At 58.8% G+C, this 7,371-nt stretch carries 6 protein-coding genes; 3 read left to right on the plus strand and 3 right to left on the minus strand.

Features of this window, described 5'->3' with window-relative positions; all coding sequences use genetic code 11:
* On the plus strand, positions 1-184 hold a 184-nt coding region (locus tag ACTG34_RS12240; RefSeq protein ID WP_439105169.1), incomplete at its 5' end, for a hypothetical protein.
* A 72-nt stretch (positions 185-256) separates the two neighbouring features.
* Here ACTG34_RS12240 and ileS read toward each other — a convergent pair.
* Positions 257-3,187 carry an isoleucine--tRNA ligase gene (gene ileS / locus ACTG34_RS12245; protein ID WP_439105170.1) on the minus strand — a complete coding sequence of 977 codons (2,931 nt, stop codon included), beginning with the start codon at positions 3,185-3,187 and terminating at the stop codon, positions 257-259.
* 248 nt (positions 3,188-3,435) lie between these two features.
* Here ileS and ACTG34_RS12250 point away from each other — a divergent pair, with 248 nt between their 5' ends.
* Positions 3,436-3,855 carry a group III truncated hemoglobin gene (locus tag ACTG34_RS12250; RefSeq protein ID WP_062219835.1) on the plus strand — a complete coding sequence of 140 codons (420 nt, stop codon included), beginning with the start codon at positions 3,436-3,438 and terminating at the stop codon, positions 3,853-3,855.
* On the opposite strand, the gene ACTG34_RS12255 is transcribed toward ACTG34_RS12250, so the two are convergent.
* Together ACTG34_RS12255 and ACTG34_RS12260 are read right to left on the minus strand one after the other, a co-directional pair.
* Positions 3,847-4,860, minus strand: coding sequence for a YcjF family protein (locus ACTG34_RS12255; RefSeq protein WP_439105171.1), 1,014 nt, complete (start codon positions 4,858-4,860; stop codon positions 3,847-3,849). The two genes, ACTG34_RS12250 and ACTG34_RS12255, sit on opposite strands and share 9 nt — an antisense overlap.
* The gene (locus tag ACTG34_RS12260; protein ID WP_439105172.1) at positions 4,857-6,272 is read right to left on the minus strand and encodes a YcjX family protein; all 1,416 of its coding nucleotides are present in this window, start codon (positions 6,270-6,272) and stop codon (positions 4,857-4,859) included. The genes ACTG34_RS12255 and ACTG34_RS12260 overlap by 4 nt, the downstream gene beginning before the upstream one ends.
* Positions 6,273-6,398: 126 nt before the next feature.
* Between ACTG34_RS12260 and truA the strand changes: the two genes are divergently transcribed.
* Complete coding sequence (gene truA / locus ACTG34_RS12265; protein WP_439105173.1) at positions 6,399-7,187, plus strand: tRNA pseudouridine(38-40) synthase TruA; 789 nt, start codon at positions 6,399-6,401, stop codon at positions 7,185-7,187.
* Positions 7,188-7,371: the final 184 nt, after the last annotated feature.

Consider the following 7,371-nt stretch of genomic DNA (forward strand, 5'->3'; position numbering starts at 1 on the left):
GCCCGTGGCCAACCTTCCAACACCCGCCTCAAACCTCACTAATATGGTGCAAAGCCATGTGGAACGCATTCTCACGGTTGTGTCAGAATGCGATATGGCAACCGCTGAAACTCTGACATTGGCCCATGAGGCGCACGAGGCGTTTGCTCTGATGCTTGCGTCATTGTCGGAAACACGCGCCTAAAATGCATAAACATACAGACGAAAAAGGGCGCCGCAGTGGCGCCCTTTCCCAAACTCATCGGTCATCTCGACCTTAATCAAGCGCCTCATCACAACGCCCACAAACATCTGCGTGGCTATGGTGTCCGACGTCAGGAAGAATTTTCCAACACCGCTGACATTTCTCGCCCTCAGCCTTTTCAAACACCACGGCAACACCCGCAGTTTCAGGCAGGCGGAACGCCTCAGATGGCGCCGGATCGCCGGTCACGTTGATCGCCGATGTGATGCACAGATCGTCAAAATCGACAGTCGCCAAGAGATCGCGCACAGCCGCATCCTCGACGTGGACCACGGGAGCCGCCTCTAAGGACGCGCCGATGACCTTATCCTGACGTTGGATTTCAAGCGCGGCCGTGACCACACGGCGGGTCTTGCGAATGGCGGACCATTTCGCCGCAAGTTCCGCATTTTTCCACGCCGCAGGTGTTTCGACAAAATCCTCCAAATGGATCGAGGCGTCTGTGCCGTCGAACCGCTCAAGCCAGACCTCTTCCATCGTAAAGGTCAGGATCGGAGCCAACCACCGCGTGATACGGTGATACAAGATATCGAGCACGGTGCGCGCCGCACGCCGCCGCGCGGTGTCACCATCACAATAAAGCGCATCCTTGCGGATATCGAAATAGAACGCCGACAAATCCACGGTGGCAAAGTTGAACACAGCCGTCCAGACGCCCGAGAAATCGAACGTCTTATAGCCCTCGCGCACCTGCTCATCGAGCTCGGCCAAACGGTGTAAAACCCACTGCTCCAACTCGGGCATGTCTGCCGCATCGACACGGTCGGCCTCGGAAAAGTCCGCGAGCGATCCGAGCATATAACGCATGGTGTTGCGCAAACGGCGGTAGCTATCTGCAACGCCTTTGAGGATCTCCGGCCCGATCCGCTGATCGGCGGTGTAATCGACCTGCGCCACCCAAAGGCGGGCAATATCCGCGCCGTATTGTTGGATGATCTTTTCAGGAACGATGGTGTTGCCCAGAGATTTGGACATCTTCATGCCCTTTTCATCAAGGGTAAACCCGTGCGTCACAACGTTTTTATACGGCGCACGCCCCTTTGTGCCACAGGCCTGCAAGAGTGATGAGTGGAACCACCCACGGTGTTGGTCGGTCCCTTCTAGATAAACATCGGCGATGCCATCGGGCGTCCCATCTTCGCGGTCGCGCAGCACAAACGCGTGGGTTGACCCACTGTCAAACCACACGTCGAGGACGTCGAACACTTGGTCATAGGCAGCAGGATCGGCGATACCGTCGAGCATCTTTTCCTTGAACCCGTCCTCATACCAAACGTCCGCGCCGTGCTCCTCGAACGCGGCGGTGATGCGGGCGTTGAGATCAGCGTTGCGCAACAAGAAATCGGGATCGGTCGGCAATGCGCCCACTTTGGTGAAACAGGTCAGCGGCACGCCCCATGCGCGTTGACGCGATAGCACCCAATCGGGACGGCTTTCGATCATCGAATATAGGCGGTTGCGACCCGTTTGCGGATGCCATTTGACGAGCTTGTCGATCGAGGTCAGCGCACGCGAACGGATCGTGTCGCCGTACTCACCCATACCATCGTCGATCTTGCGATCCACCGAGGCGAACCACTGTGGCGTGTTGCGGAAAATCACAGGCGCTTTGGAGCGCCACGAATGTGGATAAGAGTGCGTGACGCGCCCCCGCGCAATGATGCCACCCGCCTCAACGAGTTTGGCGATGACGGCGGTGTTGGCCTTGCCCTCTTTACCCTTGTGATCAATCACGCGAAGATCGGCAAAGAACGGCACATGCGGCAGGAATTCACTGTCCTCACCCACATTATGCGTCATGCGGTCGATCCAGTTGCGTTTGACGAAACACTCATAGTCGTCTGCGCCGTGGCTTGGCGCGGTATGGACAAAGCCCGTCCCCGCCTCATCCGTCACGTGATCACCGTCGATCATTGGAACATCGTAATCCCAAAAACCGTCCGCGCCCTCAATGCCGGCAAACGGGTGTGCAAGCGTCAACGCGCCAAGCTCATCCGCGCTGACATCGCGCACCTTTGTGAATTCGGTCACGCGCGATTTGCCGAGTGCGTCCTCGGCCAAAGCATCGGCAAAGAGGTACAATTCGCCCGGCGCGGTCCAACTTTCCTCTTCGGTCGCATCGATACGGTAGAGGCCGTAAGCAATCTTGGGATTGAACGCGACCGCCTTGTTCGATGGAATGGTCCACGGGGTCGTGGTCCAGATCACAACGCGGGCCTCGGCCAAATCGCCCTCAGCCCCCGACACCACCTTAAACGGCACCCAGATCGTGTGCGATTTATGGTCGTGGTATTCGATCTCGGCCTCGGCCAATGCCGTTTTTTCAACGGGCGACCACATCACAGGTTTCGAGCCTTGGTAGAGCGTCCCGTTCATCAAGAACTTCATGAACTCGTCGGCAATCACCGCCTCGGCGTGGAAATCCATCGTCAGGTACGGATCAGCCCAGTTGCCAGTGATGCCCAACCGTTTGAATTCGGCGCGTTGCACGTCAATCCACTCGGCGGCAAAGGCACGACACTCTTGGCGAAAATCAATGACCGGAACGTCATCTTTGTTTTTGCCTTTCTGGCGGTATTTTTCCTCGATCTTCCACTCGATTGGCAGACCGTGACAATCCCAACCGGGCACATACCGCGCGTCAAACCCCATCATCTGGTGCGACCGCACGATGATGTCCTTGATCGTTTTGTTGAGCGCGTGACCGATGTGCAAATGCCCGTTCGCATAGGGAGGACCATCGTGCAGCACAAACGGAGTGCGCCCTTCAGTTTTGCCGCTCACGCGAAGGCGGTCATACACGCCGATGTCTTCCCACCGCTTGAGCCACTCAGGCTCGCGTTTGGGCAATCCCGCGCGCATCGGGAAATCGGTTTTTGGCAGATTGAGAGTTGATTTGTAGTCTGGCCCGCTATCGCTAGGCGTGGTCACGTCGGAACACATGTCTGATCGGTCCTTGAAAGAGAAAGGGTATGGCTGGTCGCGCGGCGCGGATATCTCATGCGCCTTGTCCCGGCGGCTCAACGATCACTGCGGATCAGAGCGCCGGGCTTATAATTCGTATCAGTGCGAGAGCCACGAAATTCATGAGGCCGTTATAGGCGCGCGCTGCCACAGGGGCAAGCCTACTTGCCGCATTGCAGCCCGACACAAATCAGCGCACACTCAACCCACCGCTTTAGGATGAAATCATGACCGAACCTCGCTCTGCGATGCCGCCCAAATTTGAAATTTCACACGATGACATCGACCGTGTTCTTCGCATCTTTTATGCTAAGGTGCGCCATGATGAGACCTTGGGCGCGGTGTTTGGCGCGCATGTCGACAACTGGCCGCACCATGAGGAAAAGATCGGGCGGTTCTGGCGCAACGCAATCTTGCATGAGCGGGTCTATGATGGCGCGCCCCAGCGGGTTCACATGGCCGCCCCCGAGATCAAAGAGGGCCATTTCGCCCTCTGGCTTGGCCTGTTCGACGCGACATTAACCGACGAGCTAGATGCGGACACAGCGCAAAAGTGGTCCGCTTTGGCGCACCGCATCGGCCGCGCGTTTCGCATGGGTATCGCCCAACGCGATCAGCCAAAAGATGCCCCGCCCAAATTATTCTGATGTCTCAGACTTGGCGAACACTCCCGTGAGCGCCCGTTTGACAAGACCCGATACAGACGGCTTTTTCTCCCGCAGATAGGGCAGCGGACGACAGACCTCCATCGCCGCCACGCCAACGCGGGCGGTCAGCGCACCGTTGACAACACCCTCACCAAACCGGCGCGACACCTTGGCCATCACGCCACCGCCCGCCATCGTGCCGATGAGATCATCGCCCACGGCAACGGCCCCCGTGGCGACCAAGTGCGTGAGCACAGATTTCGTCACCCGCCATGAGCCAAGCGTACCAGAGCGCCCGCCGTAAATCTCCGCGATACGGCGGATCATCCGCAAATTCGCCGTTAGTGCTGCAAACACATCCGCAAGCGCAAGCGGGACCAAGGCCGTGACCGTGGCCACCTGACGCGCGGCCACCTCGACCTCGCGGCGTGCGGCGGCATCGAGCGGGGCGAGCAATTCACGCTCTGCCAGATGCAACACGCCGTCCGCATCAAACACCTCCGCCTGACGCTCCGCAAACCGCTCGCGCCCCCACGCCAATTCATCGCGGGATTTATAAACGTCGAGCAGTTTCTCGGTGACACCCCGTGCCGCTTTCACATCCGAATTGGCAATCGCGACCTCGGCCGCTTTGTGCAGCGTATCAATGCGTTTGAGCCGCGCAAAGGCCGACAGTTCCTTAAGCGCAATCGCAAGTAAAACAACGACAAACGCCCCCGTCAGCCCAAGGGCCGCGTAGCCAAGGACCGGATTTCGCGCGATCAACCCCGCCACAAAATCATACGCCGACAGCGACAACACAAACACGAACAACGTGCCCAAAAGTCGCCAGAACCACCGCGCCAAGGCACTTGGTTTGCGCGCTGCCATAACCGCCACGCGCTCCATCGCCGCGGGGCTACGCGCGGGCAAGACATCAGGCACAGGATCGGCGTTCGACGGTGTAACGGCGGGCACATCATCAAGGTCGATCAAGACAGGGCCACTGCGTTTTATTTCACTCAAAACTTATCTCCGATCAAAAACTCCGCCGCGCGATCAAGACGGATATGGGGCGGCCCCTCATGCGGGCGCAATGTCAGCGGCGCGGGCAAAAACTGCATCACCTCATAGTCCCCATCGAGCCACTTTTCGGCACCCTCACGCGCTGGCGCTAAAATATGCGCGGGGTCTTGCGGCAATTCGCCCGCATAAAACGCCGCCTGTTTGCTGCCACCCTGCCCGTCCGCCACGCGCCCGCGTACAAGGTCCAATGTCTGGCCATTATGCGGGCGCGCCTCCTCAACGGTGGCGCGCAACGCGGCAATCGACATGGCAGAGGTCGCAGCCCCCGAATAATCCGCGCGATCACGCGCCTCACGCACCAATGCCTCCATAATAGCGGTCAACCGCGCGTGCTGGCTGTGATGGATATGGTCCGCTTTCGTGGCCGCAAACAAAATTCGCTCCACCTTCTTTTGCCCCAAAAGGGCAAACAAACGCCCCACCCGTCCGGGGCGAAAGGCACTTAGGATATCCGCCATTGTGCGACGCAAATCCTCGACCGCTTTGGGGCCCGCATGAATCGCCACTAAGGCGTCCACCAACACAATCTGACGATCGATCTTGGCAAAGTGATCGCGGAAAAACGGACGGACAACTTCGCGCTTATAGGCCTCATACCGGCGTTCAAATTCGCGGCGCAGCGATCCACGCGGGGCGTTCCCTTCGGGCAGTGGCGCAAACGTCAGCACAGGGGAGCCCGCCATCTCACCGGGTAGTAAAAACCGCCCCGGCGTACAATCGGAATAGCCTGCCGCGCGCGCCGCATTGAGATAGGCGGTGAACGGCTCGGCGAGTGCTTTGGCGTCTGGCTCGCTATGCGGCGCACCCGCATCCACACAGCCCAGCGCCTCCAAAAACGCCACCCCCTCGTCGCGTGCCTGCGCATCGGCCAACGCCTGAACAGACCAATCGGCATAGGATTTATCCATCAACCCGAGATCCAAAAGCCACTCCCCCGGATAATCGACAATATCCAGATGTACGGTGCGCGGGCCGGAGATTGCGCCCAAAAGCCCCGTTGGCTGCACCTTAAACGACAGGCGCAATTCGGACACGGCCCGCGTGCTTTGCGGCCAATGCGGATCGGGCGCCGTCAATGCAGCCAAATGCGCCTCATAGTCAAAACGTGCCACTGTATCATCGGGCTGTGGTTGCAAATAGGCCGCCGTGATCGCCGCCGATCCGCCCAGTTGCGGCATCCGCCCGCGATCCAACAGGTTCGCCACCAGCGATGTGATAAATACGGTCTTCCCCGCACGGCTCAATCCCGTGACACCCAAGCGGATCACAGGTTCAAAAAGCGCCTCATTGACCCCGTCCTGCACCGTTTCCACGCCACGCAAAATACGGTCCGCAATATCGTTGATGATCAAGGCTTTGCCCTTCCGCCGGTTTTCTATCACTAACATAAGCACGTCACGGCCCCTTTCAAAGGGCTGTCTGCGTCTGGCCATCTCGCGCCTCTAGACCAATCGCACGCGGCGCGTTAAAGCAGGGTCATGCCCAGATATGCCCTCCTCATCGAATACAACGGCGCGCCCTTTTCGGGGTGGCAGCGTCAAAAAGAACACCCGTCGGTGCAACAAGCGATAGAAGAGTCCTTGCGCATTTTAGAACCAGAGTGCGAGACCATCGGGGCGGCGGGGCGCACCGATGCGGGCGTGCATGCCATGGGTCAGGTGGCGCATTGCGATATGGTCAAGGATTGGGATCCCTTCGCGCTTGCCGCCGCGATCAATCAACATCTCAAACCCAAGCCCATCGCGATTGTAAAAGTCGCACGGGTGGCGGACGATTGGCACGCACGATTTAGCGCCTTTGAGCGGCGATATATGTTTCGGATGATTTCGCGCCGCGCGCCGCTTGTGCATGAGGCTGGACTGGCATGGCATGTCAAACACGACATCGACGCCGCCGCGATGCAGGCAGGGGCCGACCGCCTCATCGGGCATCACGATTTTACCACGTTTCGCTCAACCATGTGCCAAGCCGACAGTCCCAACAAGACACTTGATGCCGCACGGGTCGAGGTGTTTGACGTGCCTTACGGCCAAGAAATTCGGCTCTATTTTCGCGCCCGCAGTTTTTTACATAACCAAGTGCGCTCCTTTGTCGGCACGTTGGAGCGTGTCGGTGCGGGGCGTTGGACGCCCGATGATGTCACCGCCGCCCTTGAGGCGCGCGACCGCGCGGCCTGTGGTCCGGTCTGTCCGCCGCACGGTCTATATCTGATGAGTGTCGGCTATCCGAGTGACCCGCTTGGCGTCGACACATCCGAGCACGGTTAATACGAAAGCGCTAAATTGAACGGTTTGCCGTGGGTCGGTCTTATGCCTGCCCCATTTGCGCCCGAATTGCGCACGATACCTATCGCTAGCAACCTTAGGAGATATCGTATGTCACTCGCCACGCTCAGCTTTGATCAAATCGCCATGGCCGCGATGACCGTTCTTGCCCTGCGCGAGGTCATGA

Source organism: Celeribacter marinus (assembly GCF_965656515.1).
Taxonomy (GTDB): Bacteria; Pseudomonadota; Alphaproteobacteria; order Rhodobacterales; family Rhodobacteraceae; genus Celeribacter; species Celeribacter marinus_D.